13 protein-coding genes are annotated in these 20,524 nt (G+C 48.4%); 2 read left to right on the forward strand and 11 right to left on the reverse strand.

What is annotated here, in order from left to right; genetic code table 11:
• The 4 genes from ACN0T0_RS19055 to ACN0T0_RS19070 form a co-directional block, all read right to left on the reverse strand.
• Positions 1-2,624, reverse strand: a 2,624-nt coding sequence (locus ACN0T0_RS19055; protein ID WP_417228324.1) for a DUF4347 domain-containing protein, incomplete at its 3' end; no start/stop codon positions are given.
• 288 nt (positions 2,625-2,912) lie between these two features.
• Entirely contained in the window at positions 2,913-3,761 is an 849-nt protein-coding gene (locus ACN0T0_RS19060) for an efflux RND transporter periplasmic adaptor subunit (protein ID WP_417228325.1), read from the reverse strand.
• Between the two features lie 49 nt (positions 3,762-3,810).
• Positions 3,811-5,952, reverse strand: coding sequence for a hypothetical protein (locus ACN0T0_RS19065; protein WP_417228326.1), 2,142 nt, complete (start codon positions 5,950-5,952; stop codon positions 3,811-3,813).
• A complete protein-coding gene (locus ACN0T0_RS19070) occupies positions 5,949-7,208 on the reverse strand; it encodes an efflux RND transporter periplasmic adaptor subunit (protein WP_417228327.1) in 1,260 nt (419 codons plus the stop codon). Before ACN0T0_RS19070 ends, ACN0T0_RS19065 begins: the two co-directional genes overlap by 4 nt.
• Positions 7,209-7,503: 295 nt before the next feature.
• Here ACN0T0_RS19070 and ACN0T0_RS19075 point away from each other — a divergent pair, with 295 nt between their 5' ends.
• Positions 7,504-8,307 (forward strand): TSUP family transporter, encoded by an 804-nt coding sequence (locus ACN0T0_RS19075; RefSeq protein ID WP_417228328.1) that lies wholly within the window; start codon positions 7,504-7,506, stop codon positions 8,305-8,307.
• A gap of 52 nt (positions 8,308-8,359) precedes the next feature.
• On the opposite strand, the gene fghA is transcribed toward ACN0T0_RS19075, so the two are convergent.
• Positions 8,360-9,202 (reverse strand): S-formylglutathione hydrolase, encoded by an 843-nt coding sequence (fghA, locus tag ACN0T0_RS19080; protein WP_417228329.1) that lies wholly within the window; start codon positions 9,200-9,202, stop codon positions 8,360-8,362.
• A gap of 78 nt (positions 9,203-9,280) precedes the next feature.
• Entirely contained in the window at positions 9,281-10,399 is a 1,119-nt protein-coding gene (locus ACN0T0_RS19085; protein WP_417228330.1) for an S-(hydroxymethyl)glutathione dehydrogenase/class III alcohol dehydrogenase, read from the reverse strand.
• Between the two features lie 140 nt (positions 10,400-10,539).
• Here ACN0T0_RS19085 and ACN0T0_RS19090 point away from each other — a divergent pair, with 140 nt between their 5' ends.
• Entirely contained in the window at positions 10,540-11,409 is an 870-nt protein-coding gene (locus ACN0T0_RS19090; RefSeq protein ID WP_417228331.1) for a LysR substrate-binding domain-containing protein, read from the forward strand.
• Between the two features lie 48 nt (positions 11,410-11,457).
• Here the strand turns inward: ACN0T0_RS19090 and ACN0T0_RS19095 are convergent, their stop codons facing one another.
• From ACN0T0_RS19095 to ACN0T0_RS19115, 5 genes are all read right to left on the reverse strand, one after another.
• Positions 11,458-13,686 carry an EAL domain-containing protein gene (locus tag ACN0T0_RS19095; protein ID WP_417228332.1) on the reverse strand — a complete coding sequence of 743 codons (2,229 nt, stop codon included), beginning with the start codon at positions 13,684-13,686 and terminating at the stop codon, positions 11,458-11,460.
• A gap of 4 nt (positions 13,687-13,690) precedes the next feature.
• A complete protein-coding gene (locus tag ACN0T0_RS19100; protein ID WP_417228333.1) occupies positions 13,691-16,522 on the reverse strand; it encodes a response regulator in 2,832 nt (943 codons plus the stop codon).
• Between the two features lie 9 nt (positions 16,523-16,531).
• Positions 16,532-17,719, reverse strand: coding sequence for an ABC transporter substrate-binding protein (locus tag ACN0T0_RS19105; protein ID WP_417228334.1), 1,188 nt, complete (start codon positions 17,717-17,719; stop codon positions 16,532-16,534).
• Positions 17,719-18,870, reverse strand: a complete 1,152-nt coding sequence (locus ACN0T0_RS19110) for an ABC transporter substrate-binding protein (protein WP_417228335.1) — start codon at positions 18,868-18,870, stop codon at positions 17,719-17,721. The genes ACN0T0_RS19105 and ACN0T0_RS19110 overlap by 1 nt, the downstream gene beginning before the upstream one ends.
• A gap of 73 nt (positions 18,871-18,943) precedes the next feature.
• Positions 18,944-20,521, reverse strand: a complete 1,578-nt coding sequence (locus ACN0T0_RS19115; protein WP_417228336.1) for a hypothetical protein — start codon at positions 20,519-20,521, stop codon at positions 18,944-18,946.
• Positions 20,522-20,524: the final 3 nt, after the last annotated feature.

Genomic DNA, 20,524 nt, shown 5'->3' on the forward strand with positions numbered 1-20,524 from the left:
GCACTGATGGCATCGGTTGCGCTACTGACTAACGGCCCTTCGTCAAAGCCCTGATCATCGGTGATGCTCAGGGCGACTCTTAGATATTGGCTGACATCGGCATCATCGAGTGTGTAAGTCGCGTTAGTGGCACCAGCTAGATCGCTCCAATTCACACCGTCGGCAGAACGCTGCCATTGGTAGGTGAAGCTGTTGTTATTTAGGCCATCCGGGTCACTGATACTGCTAGTATCAACACTCAGCGTCTGATCTTCTTCAGCAGTACCGTTTATTTCAGGTTGCCCACTGATGCCATCATCTGTTCCACTGACCGTACCGACAGCACTACTTAATAAAGGCCCTTCAGCAAAACCTTGATCATCGGTGATACTCACCACAACACGTATAAGCTGCCCGACATCACTATTACCCAGCGTATAGCTGACACCGGTTGCAGTGACAATATCGTTCCAATTTGTGCCATCAGCGGAACGCTGCCATTGATAGTCGAAGCCGGCACTTAAACCATCGTCATCGGAAATACCACTGGTATTCGCCGTTAACATCTGACCTTCCTGAGGATTACCATTAACCTGCGGCAAGCCACTGATCGAATCGTTCACGGCACCTACAACCGCGGTCGCCGTGCTAATCACAACCTCATGGGTATCACCGCCATCCATGTAACTAACAACCACATTAATAACCGCGCCAACATCGACATCGTCTAGTCGATACTGACTACCCGTGGCTCCTGCAATGGTGACGCCATCACGCTGCCACTGATAACTAAAAGCGCCTAAACCATCAGCATCTGATAAAGCACTGACATCTGCCATGAGAACTTGGTCTTCAACCGCTGTCCCACTAATGCTTACCCCGCCCTCTGGCTCCGCGTTGGTGCTACCTTGCGCGGCGTAAAAGCTAATGGCATCGAGGCTTTCTTTGTTTTCAACTAAACCGAGATCGGAACCATCGAAAAATAGTGAGACAGTTGCTGCAGTAGACCCACTCACTAAGGTTGTTTGCGACACATTCAGGGCAAAGATATCCTGACGCTCACCTAACTCAACATTATCGGCAGCAACACCATTATTGCCGCTAAGGGTTATTAAAATCGTACCCGCCGTTAAATCGACAGTACCTATCGTGTAATCATTTTCAACCAGCTCAATACCTACTAACTTATCCTTAAATAGCTCATCGCCTGCAGCATTTTTTTCAGTGCCGTCAATCAAGGTTGTAACCGTGCCATTTGTCGCACCGGATGTCAGATCGCCTGGGGTAAATAGATGTATTCCCTGATCATTACTGCCATCACCTTGCACGGTAAACAGAAAGCTACCGGCTGGCAGGCTGGTATCGCCCACAATAGTTGTTTCTTCAACCAACGAAATACCAGTGATATCTTTATCGGAAGGATGGCTAAACAATAACGAAAAAGTTCCCGCGCTATAGTCATCGAGGCTGTCTGGCCTGAAAATAACAATATCGCCTTTATCAACATCAAGACTATTTAAATTCGAGTCCGTTAAGGTTTGATCATTAGTGATGGACAGTAAGATATCGCCGGTCTGTAAATCAATCGGAGTTTCTGTGCCAATACTAATATCTCGGGATACATGATGAAGCGCATCAATATTTGTATTATTGGAGAAGTTTTCAATATCAAAACCCGTTGTCTCGAGGATTCCTCCGGAAGAACTACCAAAGCCACCGATAGTCGTTTGAGGGATAGGGACAGGCAGGAAATTAACAATTTCAGCATCATTCCAAGTCAAGGCTTGAAATCCATTATCCAAATCCACATCGCCGTCGGTAGAAAACCAAAAAGCATTGGTCGCCAATGTTCCAGACCACCCCGCCGGACCTACGCTAAGAGGTGTTGTCGCGTCGACCTGCCCTACTTGATACTCAAGCTGCCAATCACCGCTGAGCGAAGCATCGCCGGTTAAATCATCACTGGCCGCAATATCCGCCGACGTAAGGCTAGCCAGCGCTTGCACAAAGGCCTCCCCTGCGGCTGACTGGGCAACATTACAACCGTAGATAAGAATATCGGCGCTATCGGTTAGTGACTCTTGCCAAAGGCTAAGTTGATCGGAGTATTGGCTTAACGTATCGCTATTTAATGTGCTGCTACCTAACTGGAGAGCACCATCATCGCCATGACTGATCAGGTGAATAGTCTGAATACCGGAATAACCATTTAAGGCGGCGGTAATGTTCTCAACACCGTCATGGTCTGGATTGATAAAAATCGTTAAGGCGTTTTGGGTGGTAGGGCTAATACTTTCAAGTAATGTACCGGCATCGGCAACCCGACTATCAACAATAATCAGTTCAGAAACGGTGGTTATTTCGCTCAAACCGCCCAATGGGTCTGCTAAGCCTATATCCGGAGATAGGGATTGTGGGTAATCCACTTCAGTCAGTGGCGACTGATCGGCCGGACTATTTTCAGGAAAATCAGTGATCACTAGCTGGTCAAGATCAACCCCATTATCGCTATCCATGTCATCGGCATAATCCATTGCCACCGATAGTACAGACGTCACCGGATCGGCTGATAACAACAATCTTGGTTCAGCTCTTTCCAACAATAGCACAGCTACTGGGCGAGTACTTATATGTGATTCTGACATCAGGCCTCCAGTCCAGTAGATGCATCCTCATAACCATCAAACAACACAAGTCTTTAATTCCAGCAGGCTCTCAACACTAGTCTCTAAGTGGCAAGCCGATCACCGTTTAAGCATGGCGCTCACAATATCTTTCATAGGCATACACAATAACTAAGATATTCGACCTACTCCAACCTTTGATCTCTCATATTGATGACTGTTTTTTAAAGTCTTCCTCTGTTCTCTCCTTTAAATCGTCGAAATATTCACTCGCTAACAACCGTTTAACAGCCCGTGAGCTAACAATTCTTAGTTATTCATAGGCTCTGCGTTCAAGCTCGCATCGGTAAATTTAAGGTCACATTTAATCCCAGCCGGTACTTTTAGCTCTGGATTATCCATTTCAAGCTGAACGCCAAAAGCACTACTACCCACATCGCCAACAGGATCGATAGCAATAACCCGAGCAGTCCTCGCGTGCTGAGCATCAACCTCAGGATAAACATCGGCTAAATAACCAAGCGATAGCTTGCCAAAATACTGAATAGGCACCATCGCTTCGATATACAGAGGGTCTAGGGCAACGAGGCGGACCACCGGGTCTTCATCAATATACTCACCTTGATACTTAAGATTACGTTGCACCACACCATCAATAGGACTAGTGATAACACGTTGATCTAGCAACGCTTTCGCTCTTTTTAGCTCCAATGCTCTTATCTGCGACTGCTCTTTCGCCTGTTTAACTGAGGCCGTTGATAACTTAACTGCACGTTCAGCCTGTTCTTTATCCTGCGAGGAAGCGGCATGGGTTAGATAGACTTCATTCATTCGCTCATAAGACAAACGATCATAGTTAAGGTTTATCAAGCCACCATCTAAATCAGAGCTGATCGCCGCCCGTGCTTTAGCCAGCTTAACCGACGCTAACTCGACTCGATCATCAAGCCGGGCGATATTTTGCCCTTTCGCTACCCGCTCTCCCCGCTTCACCAACACTTCGGTTAGCACACCCGGTGACGAACTACTCAGGTCGATACTCTTGGAAGGACTAATAACGCAATCCAAAGCCGGTAACGGCTCACGTTGCTCCGATTCGGCCATCACCAAGGAGGGCAACACCCCTATACAGATAAAAAAACTGATCAGTGATCTCAAATTAAACATCCTCTTCATTATGTTGTTTAACGGTTAAGCCTAGTGATCTCTACAACGCCTTTTGAAACATCAACTCACGTCCTCGATAAATTAACTCACTCAGTAAACTATGCGGGCTATGAGTAAACTTCACCAGCGCCGTTTTAGCTGGCACACGCTGATTAAGAATATTTTCCCAAGCCGATGCCTCACCGGCTATCGCCAAATCCAGATTAAACTGAAACATTGGATGTAATGTTTTCAAACCAGTGTCGTCGGTCATATCAACTAAAACATCTCCCCCATGAGCCGAACCCAGCACGGCATCTGGCAAGTAAGTAATCGCCTGAGGCACCGCCCTAATCTGCTTAACCGCGAGACTATGATCAGGATAACTGGCAAAACGCACCTCGGCAGTCACGCCCTCTCTTTTTAAGCGTTTAGCCTGAGCGACAGACACAACCGCCTGTACCTCATAATGCCCCGACTGATAAACAAAGCCCAGTAATTCTCCCTTCTCAATATAGCGACCTTCTAGGTCCTGCCATCGATCAATAACCAACATGCCAGATTCCGACGCTATGATTGATAGCCCAGCAACCTTTTTATCCAGATGGCTAAGCTCCTTCTGCAACGAGCCTATCTGCTCTAGTAACAGAGAAGCCCGTTGAGGCTCCGCTAACAAAACTGAGTTACGCAGGTTCTGCTTAATTTTCAGTTCAGCACTGACTTTGTCCCGCCGAGCCAATAAATCAGGGTTTTCCAACGCGAGGATTAAATCACCGGGCTTAACCTCACGGCCGGGGTTATGCAACTGCTTCACCATCCCTTCCGTCACAACACGTACCTGTGATTGCTCCGGTAACACGATCACCGCTTCCGTCAGCAACGTCGTTTGTAAAGGTATACATAACACCAGCACAACCAACAATACCGCCGTTAGCATCACCGTACTAAAGCGTGTAACACGGCCCTGGGTGCGCGCACTCAGCCAAATATCATAAATGATGCGGCCTAGCGGTCTAAACAACTGAATCCAAAGTGCCCAAACCGCGATACAGACACCCAGCCACAAAAAATAATCACTCACTAGCGCCACGATCACCAGAATAATAACCAGCCGATAACAGAGCGCGGCGGGGCCATAAAGCAACAACCATTTCTTTTCTCGGGGCTGACACACTAAGGGCTTTGCAATTTGTAAACCAAACACCCGGCGCAAGAGACCCTGACGAAAGTAAAGCTGCGCCCGAGTCGCTAAGTTGGGCACCTCGATCCAATCAGCGAAAAAATAATAACCATCGAATCGCAGCAGAGGGTTCGCATTAAATAACAGCGTGGATACCGACCCGATCAGTGCGACCACAAAGCCGATCTCTTGTAACACCGGCTGCTCGCTAAAGCACCAAACCATCAATCCAATTGAAGCTAGAAATAGCTCGGCCATCACCCCAGCCGCGGCCACCAGCATACGGGTTTGCTTAGCGCTAAAATGAGAACTATCTGAAGCATCGACAAACGGTACCGGCATAAAAACCAGCAACATTAAACCAGCCTTTTTAACCCGCCCGCCGCCCTTCCAAACGGCCAGCCCATGGGCAATTTCATGCACCGCCTTTAAGCATGGATAGACCAGCCAAAACCAGACCAGATAAGCAGGATCGCTCGCTCGCATCGCTAAATAAGTATAGAGCTCAGTTTGATGATTGAGCCATAACAGTAATCCCACGCCGATCACTAAACACCAGACGATGGCAAACACTTTACTAAAAAACAAGCGACTCAACGGCGACAGGAACGCCAAGATGGCATTTGGATTAAAGGTAAAAAAAACAAAACTCACCGGATTGAAGGTTTTCCTCGCACGCCCCTCCGGGACTTCAAAGGGGGCTCCGCTATTGGCGACGGGCATCACCAGCCCCAACTCGATCAACTGAGCAATCTGCTTTGCCAACATATCTGGAGCAACCACGACGGGCTCACGCAACCAGATCTGCTCGAGACTCACGCGACCATTTAACTGCTGCAGCACTGTACGTGTCAGATCATCAATACGGTATTGATGCTCCGAACCCTCTTTTTGCATCAACCACCAAGAGGCTCCCCCATCAACACGATGACTGAACTTAACACCCGGTGCACAGACTAGCTGGGCGTTTTTTAACTTAGCCCACCAATCCTCAACATTTATCCCGATGATCCTCTCCGTCATGGTAGCCATTGCCAGCTTTTAAACCTGAACCATTGAATTAACGGATCAAACAGCAGCGAACCTAGCCGAGTTCGCCCGACCACAATATCCGCTACACCTTTCATCCCCGGCCTCAAGTCAGCACTTATCTCACCTTCAATATGTCCCTCGACTCGATAAAATCGCTGTCCAGCTTGAGCGGTAAAAACAGCCGACACGGCATCTAACATGACAGGATAAGCCTGATTACCCAAACCCGTTAACAAAATCTCGCCTTTATCGCCCTGACGAACATAACGAATATCACCTTCATCGACTTCAAACACTAGCCGATACTGTCCAACCGGTGCCATTTCAAACAGCACCTGCCCCTGTTTCACCACAGAACCAATGGCCCGTCCCATATCACCGCTGATAATCTGCCCGGTAATCGGGGCTCGCAGCGCTAATCGATCAAGTTTTTGTTGTAATAACCGAATATCAATCTTGGCGATATCGCCTTGCAGGGAGAACTGCTGTGCTTCGGAGTAGTTAAGTTGCGCCAGTGCCTGACGATGTTGCTTCTCAGCCACCGCCACATCATTTAATAACTGATCGAGTTGTAGACGAATATCCGCATCATCCAGCGCAGCGACTAGCTGCCCTTGTTTGACAATATCACCGGCCAACACATCAATACTTTTAATGAAGCCGTCCACCGGAATGGTAATCGAGCGTTGCACACTGCCTTCAACCACTACCGGCGACTTAATAGACTGATCCACCGGCAGATATAACGCGACAATGACAAACACCAATCCCGCCAACAGGTAGGCAGGATAAGACTTAAGCCATTCGTAGAACCGTTGAAGCAAAGGAGATCGCCTCGGCTCAGCGGGAACCGAAGCACTGTGGGCCGATAACTCACCATTGAGCGGCACTTTACGAGCCAGTAGCTGATACCAAACCAAGCTCCAATCGATCAGAGAGAGTTGATACCGCGGATTCACATCACCGCCGGTAAAACTGGCTAAAAAGACCAACCGCTGGCCGTCTGGGCCGATAAACTGCTTACTAATAACACAGACTGAATCGCCGTTAACATTAACATAACTAATCACCGGGTTATCGCTGTTTGCCGCCAGATCAACTTGGGGGAGGAGAGGCGCCAAAGCGTCCTCGTTATCCTCAGGCCAACGGCCGATTAGCTCGGGCATCCCTCTTGCAACCGAGAACACCCCCGCCAATTTGACCCCGCTCAGCATCAAGCAAACGGTTTTCAGCCAATCATTCAGCATTTAGCTCCCCAATACTATGGATAACAAGCGGCATCTACGCAGCCTTCAATAGCCGCATTTATATTAAGCAGTGTAAGCAATACAAATGGCTTAACCTTACATTCAACGGTAAAGATGCACTTTAACATCAACTTAGGTGCTTTAAGTATCACCTATTAGCTCAGAGTGGGATATATAAACCTAAGACGAACTATTCCTCGATAAGGCTTTGGTTAGTCCATATTCGGCTTAAATAGCGCTATCACCGTGAGCCACTGAGCTGTTAAAGTGCCGCTGATCAAACGAGGATAGGCTTATGGAGCTTGATGTAGCACTCATTTTATTATTTATTTTGACCGGACTCGCCGCCGGCGTCATTGACGCAATCGCGGGCGGCGGAGGCATGATTACCCTGCCGGTGTTGCTGATCTCGGGCATGAGCCCGGTAGAAGCGCTAGCGACTAACAAACTACAGGGTAGTTTTGGCACCTTTGCCGCTTCATTATATTTTGTCCGTAAAAAACTCGTCGACCTGACACAGATGAAACTGATGATTCTCTGTACCTTTGTTGGCGCCGTCACAGGCACGGTAATCGTACAGCAGCTCGATACCAGTCTGCTGGCATCGGTTATGCCGTTGTTACTGGTACTCATCGCCCTATACTTTATGCTGTCCAAGCAGATCGGTGATACCGAAAAAGCACGTAAGGTTAGCGATGCCCTGTTTGCCTTTGTTTTTACGGCGGCGATCGGCTTCTATGATGGTTTCTTCGGCCCAGGCACCGGCACTTTTTTTGCTTTGGGTTTTGTATCCCTGCTAGGTTTCAGTATGGCCCGCGCGACGGCCCATACGAAAATTCTAAATTTCACCTCAAATATCGCCGCGCTGATCTTCTTTGCTATCGGTGGCAATATTCTCTGGCTGGCAGGCTTTATCATGGCGGCTGGGCAGCTTGTTGGTGGTCAGATCGGCGCACAGCTAGTCGTCAGTCATGGGGTTAAACTAATTCGACCACTGGTTGTGGTAGTGACCCTAACGATGTCCGCTAAACTGCTGTTTGATCAGTATCAAAACAGCTCAGGTATGCTGTTTGGTCCTTGGCTTAATCTGTTTAATTAGTACAGACAAAAAAAGAGGGCTCATCGAGCCCTCTGCGCATATAACAACTGACCTATTCGGCGCTTAAATATCGATGATGAAAGCGCAACTGCGCTTCGATAAAGCTGGCAATAAAGTAATAGCTATGATCATAGCCTTCATGCAGTTCTAGCTGTAACGGATAGCCCGATTCAGCCGCAGCGGCCGCTAGTTTTTCTGGCTGTAATTGTTCAGTCAGAAAATCATCGGCCAGCCCTTGATCAACCCGTGTTGGCAGATGTTCAGGCTGGTTACGTAACAATACCGTGGTATCGTACTGTTCCCAATTGCTTTCATCGCCGCCTAAGTAGGCACTAAAGGCTTTACGCCCCCAAGGACAACTCATAGGGTTACTGATAGGGCTAAACGCTGACACCGACGTATAGCGTCCGGGATTACGCAGACTAATCATTAGCGCACCGTGGCCACCCATCGAATGCCCAGCGATCGCTCGCTGTTGAGAAACCGGAAAGGTCGCTTCAATCAATGCAGGCAGTTCATCCACGATATAATCGTACATCCGGTAATGGTCTTTCCAAGGCGCTTGGGTCGCATTAACATAGAAACCGGCCCCCTGTCCCAGATCATAGCCATCATCGTTAGCGACATCATCGCCACGGGGGCTGGTATCCGGCGCCACAATGGCGATACCGAGTTCGGCAGCAACCCGCTGCGCACCAGCCTTCTGCATAAAGTTTTCATCACTGCAGGTCAGGCCCGACAACCAATACAGTACCGGCACCTTCTCGCCACTCTGCGCCTGGGGCGGTAGAAAGATCGCAAAGCGCATACTGACACCCAGCGCTGCTGAGGGATGGTTATACTGTTTGTGCCAGCCACCGAAGCTCTTCGTCTGGCTTACAAGTTCTAAACTCATAGGTGAATTCCTTAGGATTCGATTAACAACAACCGCTTAGGCTATCGCGATGGCCGCGACAGCCCCGGCCACTGATCGTTACTTATCGTAATGAATCACACTGCGAATACTTTTGCCTTCATGCATCAGGTCGAACGCTTCATTGATGTCTTCCAGACCCATGGTATGAGTAATAAAGTCATTCAAAGCGAACTCCCCTTGCATATAACGCTCAACGATCTCTGGCAACTCAGAACGCCCTTTAACACCACCGAAGGCAGAACCACGCCAGACTCGCCCAGTCACCAATTGGAACGGACGGGTAGAGATCTCTTGGCCCGCACCGGCCACGCCGATGATAACCGACTCGCCCCAACCTTTATGGCAACATTCCAGCGCCGAACGCATCACGTTTACATTACCGATACACTCAAACGAATAATCCACACCACCATCGGTTAGCTCAACAATCACGTCTTGAATCGGCTTGTCATAGTCTTTTGGATTGATGCAATCCGTGGCACCCAGTTTGCGGGCCAGATCGAACTTAGATTCGTTGATATCGATCGCGATAATACGGCTAGCTTTCGCCATCGTCGCCCCGATAATCGCGGACAAACCGATCCCACCAATACCAAAGATAGCAACGGTTGCGCCCTCTTCTACCTTGGCAGTATTCATCACGGCGCCCATACCGGTGGTTACGCCGCAACCCAACAGGCAAACTTCTTCTAATGGCGCTTCTTTATTAACCTTCGCCAAAGAGATCTCTGGCAGCACGGTATATTCAGAGAATGTTGAACAGCCCATGTAGTGATAAATTGGCTGACCATCTTTGTAGAAACGAGTGGTACCGTCAGGCATCAACCCTTTGCCTTGGGTCTCACGGATTTTTTGGCACAGGTTAGTTTTACCTGATTTACAGAACTTACACTCACCACACTCCGGGGTGTACAGCGGAATAACATGATCGCCTACGGCAACGCTGGTCACACCTTCGCCGACCTGCTCAACAATACCGCCACCTTCATGACCCAGTATCGCCGGGAAAATACCTTCTGGATCTTCACCAGAAAGGGTAAACGCATCGGTATGACAAACACCGGTAGCCACAATGCGCACTAGCACTTCACCCGCCTGAGGCGGCATAACATCAACTTCTTCGATAGACAGGGGCTGGTTTGGTCCCCAAGCAATGGCAGCTTTAGACTTAATCATGGTCATTTTCTTCAACTCGTTGCGGGTTAAATTTCAGATTCGGTTTCAAACGAACATAAGACAGTAAGTATTCATTGTAGTTGTTTATGAAAACAAGATAATCTAGCTTTTCATTAATATACTTTTACGAGACTGTAACAATGAGCCGTTGGGAAGGGGTTTCTGAGCTAATCGCCGTGACAGAAACATCGAGTTTCACTGCCGCTGCCAAAAAACTGGGGATCTCCACCGCTCAGGTCAGTCGTCAGATCAGTGCACTGGAAAACCGCCTCGGCACCAAGCTATTTTATCGCACCACGCGTAAAGTCACCGCCACCGAAGCCGGTCAGACCTATTATCAATATTGCCGGCAACTTCTAAACGGCTTAGAAGAAGCCGAGCGAGCCGTCACCAATCTACAAAATACACCCCGTGGCAAACTCAAAATCACCGCCCCTGCGACCTACGGCGAACAAAAGATAACGCCATTGATCAATGACTTTATCTGCCTCTATCCAGAGTTAGAAGTACAGTGTCATCTCACCAACCAAACCGTTGATTTAGTCGCTTCAGGATTTGATCTAGCCATCCGGCTAGGTAAATTAGAAGACTCCACCATGATCGCCCGCCCGCTGATTTCACGTCAGCTATTTGTTTGCGCGTCACCCGATTACCTAACCACCCACGGTGAACCCCATGTACTCAGCGAACTCAGTCACCATAACTGCTTGCTCGGAACCTTAGAATATTGGCGCTTCAATGAGCAAAAACTGGAACGCAATATCAAAGTGAGCGGCAACCTGCACTGTAACAGCGGATTAGCCCTGCTCGATGCGGCGCTTAAAGGCATCGGTATCGTTCAGCTCCCCGACTATTATGTCGAACCCTACCTCGCCAGTGGAGAGTTATTCGCATTATTGCAAAACTATCAACACTCAGGAGAAGGGGTCTGGGCACTCTATCCTCATAATCGACACCTTTCCTCGAAAGTAAGAATGCTCGTCGATTACCTCGCCGAGCACCTAAGTTAAAACAACAGCACGGGATATAAGGGGTGGCTTGGACGAGTGAAGCCCCAATCACCCATTAGGTGCAAGGGAGATATAACCATTGCCGCTTTTAAGCAGTGCCGCTAAATCGTCTGGGGTCAGTGGACGACTAAAGAGATAACCCTGCACCTCTTCGCACGCATGCTCTTTAAGGAACGCCAGTTGATCTTTGTCCTCCACCCCTTCAGCCGTGACGCTCAAGCCCATATTATGGGCTACCGCGATAATCGCCTGGGTCACCGCAGCATCATCTGAATCTGTTGTCACATGGGTAATAAAGGAGCGATCGACCTTTAAACGATCGATGGGGAAACGTTTAAGATAGCTGAGACTGGAATACCCTGTACCAAAGTCATCAATGGCCAGTTGAATCCCCAACGCCTTCAAACGATGCAGAGTTTCAACCGAACCTTCAACATCATCCATCAACATATTTTCAGTGATCTCGAGTTCCAGACAGTTAACCGGCAGCCCGGTATCCTTTAACACCTGAGTCACTAATTTTTCGAGATGCTGCTTAGCAAACTGACGCACCGATAAGTTAACCGCTATGCGGACATGCGGTAATCCGTCTAGCTGCCATTGCCGAGTTTGCCGACAGGCTTCACGCATCACCCATTCACCAATGGCCGAAATAAACCCCGTTTCTTCAGCCACCGATATAAACTCCACTGGCGAGACGAAGCCTAACTGGTCGCTGTTCCAACGCAGTAGTGCCTCAACCCCAACAATTTTGCCGCTGCACATATCAACCTGAGGCTGATAGTTCAAGGTTAGTTCATTATCTTCAATGGCATGACGCAATGCGCTTTCCAGTGCCAAACGGCGTTTAGCGACCACGTTCATCGATTTTACAAACAGTTCATAGCCATTTTTACCCGCATGTTTGACATAGTACATAGCGGCATCAACGTTTTTCATCAGACTATCAACCGTTTCGCCATGATGGGGGAAAACAGCGATGCCAATACTGGGGGTAATCACGACTTCTTGACCCGCGAGGTCAATCGATCGACCAATAGTATCCAAAATACGTCGAGCAACCTGCTCAGCATCTTTAACTTGGCTAATTTCCGGCAGCAGCACGGTAAACTCATCACCACCAAAACGGGCGACTTGCGGTAATAACCGGTTCGGCTCTGCCTCACTCGTCTCCAAATCAATCGTTTCACTATCGCTCGAAAGATTACCCGAGGACTCCCCATCAACGGAATCAATCTCATCCACACGGATACTCTGTGACAAGCGAGTAGCCATCTCTTTCAATAGCAGATCACCCATCCCGTGACCAAAGGTATCATTGATCCGCTTAAAATTATCAAGGTCAAGAAACAGCACCGCGCCAAGGCTACCATTGCGTTCGGCTTGATCCATTGCCAATTGAACCCGCTCGCAGAAGACACTACGGTTAGAAAGCCCAGTCAAACTGTCAAAGCGTGCTAGTTTTAGTACCTGATCTTGAGCCTGCTTAAGCTCTGACACATCTAACATCGTGCCCGAAATCAGTGAGGCTCGCCCTTGGTTGTCACAAAATACTTCAGCTTGATGCTGCATATTTCGAATATCGCCGTCGGCTAAACAGATACTATGATTAATACCCGACATAAAGCCTGAATAGTGGCAGTTAAGCAGCTCTCGAAACCAATGTCTTAATTGAGGCCATTCATTCGCAGGAACCGAACGTAGAAATGAGCGAAGACTACGGGAAGTCACCCCTGGCTTAGCGTTCTGTAAATGATAAAACTGATCGGACCAATACACTTCGCCGGTGCTGATGTGCCATTCCCAGTTGCCCAAGCGGGCAATCCGCTGAGCATTCCCCAGACGCGCTTCGCTTTTCTGTAACTGACGTAGCTGTTCATTGGTATTGCTGGCCCGAATCATATAATTAAGCCGATGGCCTAAGACTTTCCAATTGAAGGGTTTTGACACAAAATCGGTGGCGCCAGCCGCATAGGCCTCACGCACCGAATCGATATCGTCCTGCCCCGTGGCCATCAAGATCGGTACTAATTTGCCATAAGGCATACTGCGTAGTTGTCGGCAGACGTCAAATCCATTCAACCCAGGCATCTCCACATCCATGAGCACGATGTCGGGTTGCGCTTGTTGAAACAGCTGAATAGCGGTCACACCATTATCCGCGAGCAGAACCTCAAACCCCTCCTGCTGCAGAGAGTGTGTTGCCAGTATACGGGCAGTAAGATCATCATCTACAACCAACACCCGAAAAGGTGTTGAGACTTTATCAATGGCCACCGGGTTATACCCCTTTTGTCTGTCTAATGGTTATCAATACCTGCTTTGCTCTCAGATATTCATTCTCAATTTCTTGCAGTAATACAGGCGCTTGCGCCAATGCTCCATCTCGACCTACGTGCTCTAAAGTTTTACATAATGCGGCTAATGTTAATGCACCCAAATTATAGCTACTTGATTTAAAGCTATGGGCTGCCACTCTCAGTCTATCCGCATCATGCTCGGCAAGGGCGTGGCTTAGGTGTTCCAAGTCATCCGGGGATTTTTCAAGATACGCATCAATCATTTTATGTAGAAAAGTCCCATCGATATCCATATCAATTAACTGCGAGATGACATGTTCATCAATCGCAGTATTATCAATAGATATAGCGGTATCATCACTAGCGCTCGTATCCGCCTTTATGTCCACCGATGCCGCCGTTGTAATTCCTGTTTGAGGCAGCCAACGCTTAAGTATCTGCTGGATCTGCAGTTGATTAAACGGCTTGGCTAAATAATCATCCATACCCGCCTGCAAGCAACGTTGCCTATCTTCAGCCATCGCATTAGCGGTCAAGGCGATCACCGGCAGACGAGTCAACCCTTCAGCCATCTCCCGACGACGAATTTCAGCGGTGGCCTGGTAACCATCCATCTCGGGCATCTGGCAATCCATTAATACTAGTTGATAATCGCCTTTCTTGAGTAGTTTCAGTGCTTCAACCCCATTGCCGGCAAGATCAACGGTCACCCCCAATCCTCTGAGCGACTGACGTGCATACTCCTGATTCACAGGGTGATCTTCGACTAACAGAATACGCCCAACCATTGTATCCGCGACCACCAGCGGCTTAATGTCTGGCAGTTCCGACACCGGTTGCGCATCACTTTTCGACAGTGTCAGCGTAAACCAGAAAGTCGATCCTTTGTCTGGCTCACTACTAAAATCAATCGTCCCGTGCATCATCTCAATCAACTGTCGAGAGATCGCCAAGCCCAACCCGGTACCGCCAAAGTGCCTCGTCGTTGAGCTATCGGCCTGAGAGAATGATTCAAAAATAACGGATTGGTGGGCGGCAGCAATGCCCACACCGGTATCACTGACCAACAGTTTAAATTCAATATCTTGGTCGTGCTCCGCCAGCAGTTCAGCCGAGACTTTAACCGTCCCTGCAGGCGTGAATTTGATGGCATTACCGATCAGATTCGTCAAAACCTGCCTTAAGCGAATACTATCCGCCAAGACCACGGTGTTGAGCTCAGCTGGCAGCTCACAACTGAGATCGAGCCCCTTTTGCTGTGCCTGCAAGCTCAAAATAGATGTCTGAGCCTGAATAAGCTCAGCGAGATTCAGCGGCTGATAATCCAGTTGCAACTTACCCGCTTCAATTTTAGAAAAGTCTAAAATATCATTGATGATATCCAGCAGCCCTTCACCGGAGTAACGTATCATCTCAATAAAGCGCCGTTGCTCAGGGCTTAAATCAGTATCTAACGCCAGATCAGCCATCCCCAGAACACCGTTCATGGGTGTCCGAATTTCGTGGCTCATGGTGGCCAAAAATTCACTTTTCGCCTGACTGGCATTGATCGCGATTTCTTTCTCTTTATGTACCTGCTGGATCGTATTTCTAATCGCTTTCTCCATAAAGAGAAATGATTCCGCGAGGCGCCCTATCTCATCCGATTTATTCTGCGCAAGATTGACAATTTTACGACTCTGCTCCACCGGTCGAATAAAGTCCTGCTCTGGCAATGATTTCGCGTAGGCCGCTAGAGTGTTCAACGGCGCGGCCATACGAAGGATCAAAATGAACGCAGCGCCAATACTGAGTAAGAAAATCAAACCGATAATCATACTCTGCTGAGCCGCAAGCGCCCGCCCCGGCGCGGCAATTTCAGATACCGGAACAACAACCGCCGAATACCAGTTGAAAGCTTTAAAGTAGCTAAAGAAAATCTGTACCTGACGTCCCCCAGTAAACTCACTCTGATGACTAATTGAGCTTTCACCCCGCTCATAAGCCGCCATAATTTGCTCGAGCACGGAGACTTTATTCCAATCTAAATGTTCACTATTAAAGGAATGCTCGGGCGGCCCGATCAGTATTTGTTGATCGCCATTGAACAGAATGGCATAGCCGCTCTGCGCGACCTGAAGTTTATTAAATGTCAGCCGCAAAGCATCGATAATAACATCTGTCTGTTTCTGACTTTCCTGCTCAACCTCAGCAAAATTAACAATCAATGCCACGGTCCAACCCCAGTCATTCAGGGGTAGGAAATGTCCCATATACCGATCGCCGGCGGAGAAGCCCGGCTTATGCCAGAAAAAAATACTACTATCTCCCTCAGAGCTTAAACGATCAAACCGCATAGCGTGATTCACGTCACGCCCTTTGATATCACGCAGCCCTTCGATCGATATACCCATCAACTGGTCATCCGTTGAGCTCACAATAATGCCATCCGGCGCGAATATAATCAGATCGCCATTCTGAACATCCACATTCGATATCCACTGCATGGCAATACGCTTAGCAACCTCTTCACTGATCACGCCCTGTGCTGCCGCGTTCGCATAACTCGCCAGTGTCGCTTGGGCCATACGGGCCAAACGCTGCATATCCGATTTTATTTCGTCAAGAATATCCACCTTTTTACTGACCAGCTGGTTATAGCCCGCTCGAATATTCAAATCAGCCAACTGCAGCACGTTTCGCGCGGATTTTTGCTCAACAACCAGCATGGCCTGACCCACCCCCTGTTGAGTAAAATACATCACCCCAGCCGCAGTACATAACAGCACCGCAACAATCAGGGCGATAATTTTAAATTTAAAACTGGACAACATACTCAGTACTCAAGGTTGCTCTATCTGCCAAAAAAAATGATCCACAGCCGCTAATAGGTCTGCGTTCAGGTAAAGACCTATCTGCTCTGCCGTTTTCAGGTTCAGACTAATTCCGTTTATTGTTTCTCTGTTTTTCACCAACGAAGCGGGACTTGATCCATGCAAAATATGACTCGCCACACCGGATAATATTTTTCCCTCGCGCTGATAACCTTCAATTTGCGACAAACTCATAAGATAGCCCATTTTCACCTCACGTTGTCCGTACTGTGAAAAGGTCGGAATGCTGTTTTGATTAGCGATGTGAACTAACTGCGGAATGGTGTCATTGTTAACGCCCCCTTGGGCGGTCACATAGATAGCGTCAACCTGCCCCGCTAATACCTGGAAGCAATCGATAACGGATGTGTTAGCCGCTAATTGATCATTCACATCGCTCTGAGTAAAACAACTGACCACCTTAAAATCACGCTCTTGTGCTAGCCGATGGATAAGCTCAATGGATGCATAACTACGCCCTTCGAGGGTATTTTCATAGGCCACTCCGAGTGTTTTAAAACCAATAAGGTCGTGAAATAACGCTACCTGTCGCTCATAATGTTGCGGGTCTTCGCTAACATAAAGATGGGAATAAAGAGAACCTTGCTCAGTCAGCAACCCAATACCACGAGGATCGCTGACCGACATGACGATGGTGGGCACTCGGTGATCATCCGTCGCCATATCCATACCGGCCCAAGTGCCCATCGCTAACAGCAGGTCCACCTCGTGATTATGACGTAAACGCTCGAGCACCTTTGGGCGCAATAGCTCGCGATCATGGCGATCCCACTCCGGGCTATAAAAGCCATCGGCTAAAAAGGCCAGATAATCGCTCTGGGCATGATCCACCAGCCAACGCCACAATTGCGCGGTAGTTGAATATTCTGAGGGAATCGTTGCAGGCGAGATCCACCCCTGCGCCATCAATCCTTCGGTCGTAGCTTTTAAATATTGGTAATAATCGTAATACTCGCCGCCCTGATAGTAGGCGACACGCCACTTCTCCCCCTGATTTAAAACAGGGCTCTGCTCATTACCAGCCTGAAGCGGCATTGAGATCACAAACAACAGCATGGCGGATAAACACCAACCCGCCAATGCCTGCGTTATCCGCAGGATCTGAAGCTTAAGGCCGATCTCGTTCCAAGCGGCCATCAGTCTGCCGGGATGTCCCGGTAAACCTCATCAGCGGCACCCAACAACAGCAACGGCGGGTTAAAACCAACAATTTCTGCGGTTTTCAGGTTTACCGCCATACGCGGTGGCTCTTCAAAAAACTGTGCTAACTGATTAGGCTTTGCGCCGTTAAATACCTTGGCAAAGGTTTGTGCATGAAACTCACCGACATAACGAAAACCCGCTTGCGACAAACTCAATAAAAAGCCTTTGCGCACTTCATCTGCGCCTGACTGCGAAAACGTAGGCACGCCATTGTCATTAGCAATTTTCACCAAGGAGGCAATACTCTGTTCATTCACCCCCCCTTGAACCGTTACATAGATGGCATCCACTTGCGGTGCTAATTCGCGAAAACATTTCTCGACACTCGCTTCAGCCACCGTCATATCGCTGATATCACTCTGGGTATAACAGCGAACAATATTAAAGCCACGTTCAGCGCTTAGTTTTTCAACTACATCTAACGCCGCATAACTGCGACCGTTGTCTGAATTTTCATAAGCCACACCCAAATTTTTAAAACCAACAATATCGTGGAACACCCTCACCTGACGATCATAGCGATTGGGGTCAACCGTGGCGTGGATATGGTCATAGCCGGAGTCTGCTACACTTTTGATAATACCCGTCGCTAAAGGATCACTAGTTGATAACACCATGGTCGGCGTATCATGACGATCATTCGATAGCGCTTTGCCGGCGAGCGTTCCCATAGCGATCATCAAATCCAGGTCATGCTGGTTAAGGCGTTTGATAACCTTATCAGTCACGCCATCAAGCTTGCTTTCATCCCAATGCGCGGAATAATGGGCATCGGGCACAAACTCAATATAATCACTAGGCACTTTATTCAACCACTGCCATAACTGAGCGGTCTGCTCGCCAGGCTGTGCCGGAATCTCGGTTTTATCGATCCAGCCAAGCGCCATTAGCCCTTTAACTGTTTCGGTCAGCACTTTCTGATAATCGATATACTCGCCACCTTCAAAGTAACCAATGCGCCAACGTTCGCCGTTGTTCATGACCGGAGCTGTTGCAAAAACGCCCTTATCAGCAGCACCTGCGACAGCAAAAGGTATCATTAACATACAGAGCCATACCGTACACAGGCTCTTAATAAAACGCATAACCCACTCCTATTCGATTAACTAAACCATACACTATTTTATACGCTTGTTTGAATTCTAATGACATTCAACTTCATTGTCTCAAAATAACTTTATCTAACAAATACTTGTGTTGATCTATCATCAGAGATACTCGGCTCTGTGAATCCATTTTTTGAGGCATAAGATCCGCAGTGGTTTCAGCCAGCGAAGCATAATGAGCATCGCGCAGCGAGATGGTACGGATAAAAGCAACTTCGGTCGCCGTTATGGCACCGCTAGCCAAAATTTCTAGCACCCCTGCTGGTAACAACGCACCAGCTTGCTCAACCATTACCGCTTGCATCCCTGACAAATAACCATCAGTACAACATTCTGCCAGTATTGCGGCAATATCCAAACGGTCATATTGACGTAACACGGCGATCACTCCAGCTTGCATTTGTGGCAGATACTCAGCCTGATAATAGCCACCTAAGCAGGTAACTCCCCGCGCCAGCGCAATCACCAGAAAACAGCCAAACACCGAAGGAAGTAGCCGCCCCTCTTCAATCGCTTGTATTAATGCTTTTGAATTTATATGAAACTGAGACTCATTACCATTATCATCACACCCTTGTAACATGAGTACTCCTGCTACAGAGGCCAGCATTAACGGAATCCGCCGTTGGCGTTGATCAACCCCCCAAAAGAAAAAGGTACCACAACCCGATGTTTTCAAAGGTTCAGCCCCCCGCCTATCAGCCCAGCGCTGTTGCAGCTGCTGATCATTCCAGCAACCGCCTACACCATCCAATTGTCGGTAGAGCTCACTGATCATGGGCATGGCAAATAACACCGATACTAAACTTTCACTATTCGATAGGTCTTTAAGAAACAACCCCTCAGCCAGTGTTTCAAGTTCAATAGTAATCAGTTCAGGCATCATAGCAGATGGACAAAACAGACGGCTCCAGATCCGCTGATTTAAGATCACAGACTGGGCAGAGTAGCCCGGTTTAGATAACACGTCCTCAGCCATATACTCCGTTTCCAACACATCCAACAAGCACTCAAGGGAGGCAGTATTTTGTCCAATCTCGATCAAGCGACGAACCTGCTTTGCCGCCTGCTGCAACATCGGTCGATCAAGCCCTTTAACTCGAGCAACCGGCTGTCGCCTCAGTTTATTGGAAAAAAAAGGGATCCGTTGTGGCCAATTCTGCTGAGGATCACTGGCATAAAGCAGTGCTCCTCGGGGGTAGGTCAAATTGTCCAAAGGAATGTTGGCACATGAAAATACAGGGATAGTGCATATACCCGGTACCTGTTGTTTCGCTATGCCAAACAGAAAGCTGCCCTGCACCGATTGAGCGAAGAAATCCACCCCATGATGGTTGGCAGTCAGTGCCACCGGGTGTTGCAACAGATCTAATGCCGCCTGCTTAGCCAGCGAATCGCCTAACAGCGGCATCAGATACTGCTCAACGACGCCAGCTAGGTCATCACGAGACTGAAAACTAACCGGACTGATGCAACAGATACTGGTTAAGTACTCTAATAAGGATTGCTGACCCGCACTCGATAACACCCGCTCAATTACCGAGGCACGAACCGCTACCGACTGAAGTAACGCCTCCAGTCGTGCCTCTGGCGTTGCGCCGCAGGCCGGGTTACGTTTCTCACTCAACATATG

This window comes from Amphritea sp., assembly GCF_048266285.1.
Lineage (GTDB): Bacteria > Pseudomonadota > Gammaproteobacteria > Pseudomonadales > Balneatricaceae > Amphritea.

What these genes read in the sequence shown, in the direction of transcription:
- ACN0T0_RS19065 (WP_417228326.1), bottom strand. Translation starts at nt 5,952, where the DNA reads ATGACGGAGAGGATCATCGGGATAAATGTTGAGGATTGGTGGGCTAAG.
- ACN0T0_RS19070 (WP_417228327.1), bottom strand. Translation starts at nt 7,208, where the DNA reads ATGCTGAATGATTGGCTGAAAACCGTTTGCTTGATGCTGAGCGGGGTC.
- ACN0T0_RS19075 (WP_417228328.1), top strand. Translation starts at nt 7,504, where the DNA reads ATGGAGCTTGATGTAGCACTCATTTTATTATTTATTTTGACCGGACTC.
- fghA (WP_417228329.1), bottom strand. Translation starts at nt 9,202, where the DNA reads ATGAGTTTAGAACTTGTAAGCCAGACGAAGAGCTTCGGTGGCTGGCAC.
- ACN0T0_RS19085 (WP_417228330.1), bottom strand. Translation starts at nt 10,399, where the DNA reads ATGATTAAGTCTAAAGCTGCCATTGCTTGGGGACCAAACCAGCCCCTG.
- ACN0T0_RS19090 (WP_417228331.1), top strand. Translation starts at nt 10,540, where the DNA reads ATGAGCCGTTGGGAAGGGGTTTCTGAGCTAATCGCCGTGACAGAAACA.
- ACN0T0_RS19100 (WP_417228333.1), bottom strand. Translation starts at nt 16,522, where the DNA reads ATGTTGTCCAGTTTTAAATTTAAAATTATCGCCCTGATTGTTGCGGTG.
- ACN0T0_RS19105 (WP_417228334.1), bottom strand. Translation starts at nt 17,719, where the DNA reads ATGGCCGCTTGGAACGAGATCGGCCTTAAGCTTCAGATCCTGCGGATA.
- ACN0T0_RS19110 (WP_417228335.1), bottom strand. Translation starts at nt 18,870, where the DNA reads ATGCGTTTTATTAAGAGCCTGTGTACGGTATGGCTCTGTATGTTAATG.
- ACN0T0_RS19115 (WP_417228336.1), bottom strand. Translation starts at nt 20,521, where the DNA reads ATGTTGAGTGAGAAACGTAACCCGGCCTGCGGCGCAACGCCAGAGGCA.